The sequence below is a fragment of the Acidisphaera rubrifaciens HS-AP3 genome (assembly GCF_000964365.1).
Lineage (GTDB): Bacteria > Pseudomonadota > Alphaproteobacteria > Acetobacterales > Acetobacteraceae > Acidisphaera > Acidisphaera rubrifaciens.
The window spans coordinates 1-1,773 of record NZ_BANB01000204.1 but is presented as its reverse complement, the minus strand read 5'-3'; the positions used below and the strand labels follow the sequence as shown (position 1 = coordinate 1,773).

The 1,773-nt window shown below is 70.2% G+C and carries 3 protein-coding genes; all 3 read left to right on the top strand.

Annotated elements, in window-relative coordinates:
• Window positions 1-100 precede the first annotated feature (100 nt).
• Window positions 101-562 carry a tol-pal system-associated acyl-CoA thioesterase gene (ybgC, locus tag B8460_RS07155; RefSeq protein ID WP_048860897.1) on the top strand — a complete coding sequence of 154 codons (462 nt, stop codon included), beginning with the start codon at window positions 101-103 and terminating at the stop codon, window positions 560-562.
• A gap of 9 nt (window positions 563-571) precedes the next feature.
• Entirely contained in the window at window positions 572-1,294 is a 723-nt protein-coding gene (gene tolQ / locus B8460_RS07150; protein ID WP_048860896.1) for a protein TolQ, read from the top strand.
• A gap of 2 nt (window positions 1,295-1,296) precedes the next feature.
• On the top strand, window positions 1,297-1,773 hold a 477-nt coding region (tolR, locus tag B8460_RS07145), incomplete at its 3' end, for a protein TolR (RefSeq protein WP_048860895.1).

Here is a 1,773-nt window from a genome sequence, read left to right as displayed (position 1 = left end):
TCGGGCTGGTGCCGCCGGCGGCGACCGCCCAGCCGGACCTGCTGCGCGGCGATCTCCTGCGTCCCGACGCCCCGGCGCCCGAATCGGCGGGGGAGGATGGATGAACGGTCACCCGCCCGCCACCGCCGGACAAAGCGGCCATCACTATCCCGTGCGGGTCTATTTCGAGGATACGGACGCCGGGGGTGTCGTCTATCACGCCAATTACCTGCGCTATGCCGAGCGTGGCCGGACCGAAGCGCTGCGTGCGGCGGGGATGCCGCATGCGACTTTGATGGAGCGCCACGGCCTGATGTTCGTGGTGCGGCGCGTCGAAGTGGAGTATCTGCGCCCCGCCCGGCTGGATGACCTGCTGGATATCGTGACCGAAACCCGTGCCGTGCGCGGGGCGTCGGTGGTGCTGCGCCAGACGGTGCGCCACCCCGACCGGGGCGTGCTGGCCGCGCTGGCCGTGCGGCTGGCCTGTGTCGGCGTGTCGGACGGACGGGCGGCGAGATTGCCGGATGACTGGCGGGAGGCGCTGGAACGCATGGTTCCGGCGGTCACCGCCACGGATGATTAGGGGAGCGTGATGGATCGGGCGGTGGATGCAACGACGCTGGCGGCCGGGACGCCGGTCGGCGACCTGTCGCTGTGGGGCCTGTTCCTGCAGGCCGATATCGTCGTGAAGGTGGTGATGCTGGCGCTCCTGGTGGCCAGCGTCTGGGTCTGGGCGATCGTCTTCGAGAAGTTCGTGGCGCTGCGCCGCGCCAACCGCGCCGCCGACACGTTCGAGGAGAGGTTCTGGTCGGGCGGCAGCCTCGACGAGCTGTACGAGCGCGAGGGCACCAAGCCCGCGCACCCGATCGCCGCCGTCTTCGGCGCCGCGATGGGCGAGTGGAAGCGCAGCCTGCGGGTGGCCGGCGCGGACGTGGCGCGCTCCGGCGTGCGCGACCGGGTGGACCGGGCGATCGGTGTCACGATCGGGCGCGAGATGGAGCGGATGGAGCGGTGGATGATCTTCCTCGCCTCCGTGGGGTCGGTGGCGCCGTTCATCGGCCTGTTCGGCACGGTCTGGGGCATCATGCATTCGTTCTCGGCGATCGCCGCCATGCACAACACCAACCTGTCGGTGGTCGCCCCGGGCATCGCCGAGGCGCTGTTCGCCACCGCGATCGGCCTCGTGGCCGCCATCCCGGCGGTGATTTTCTACAACAAGATCAGCACCGACCTGTCGCGCTACGCGGCGCGGCTGGAGGGTTTCGGCACCGAGTTCGGTGCGATCCTGTCGCGACAGTCCGAGGAGCGGGCCTGACCATGGCCGCTTCCCTCCGCCCGCCCGCCCGCGGCGGCCGCAACAGCCGCTATCGCCCGCTCGCCGAGATCAACGTCACCCCGATGGTCGACGTGATGCTGGTGCTGCTGATCATCTTCATGGTCACGGCGCCGCTGATGACCTCGGGCGTCACGGTGGATCTGCCGAAGACCAACGCGCAGCCGCTCAATTCGGACAGCGAGCCGGTGACCGTGTCGATCAACGCGGCCGGCGACATCTTCGTGCAGGACGCCAAGGTCGATCTCGCGGACCTCGTCGCGAAGCTGCAGGGCATCGCGCAGAACAACCCCGACCGACGCATCTTCGTGCGCGGCGACAAGGGGCTGACCTATGGCCGGATCATGGAGGTGATGGGCACCATCACGCAGGGCGGCTTCAACAAGGTGGCCCTGCTGGCCGAGCAGACCGCGCCCGGCGTGCCGTCCGCGCCCGCCGTCGCCCCCGCGCCTGCCACGCCC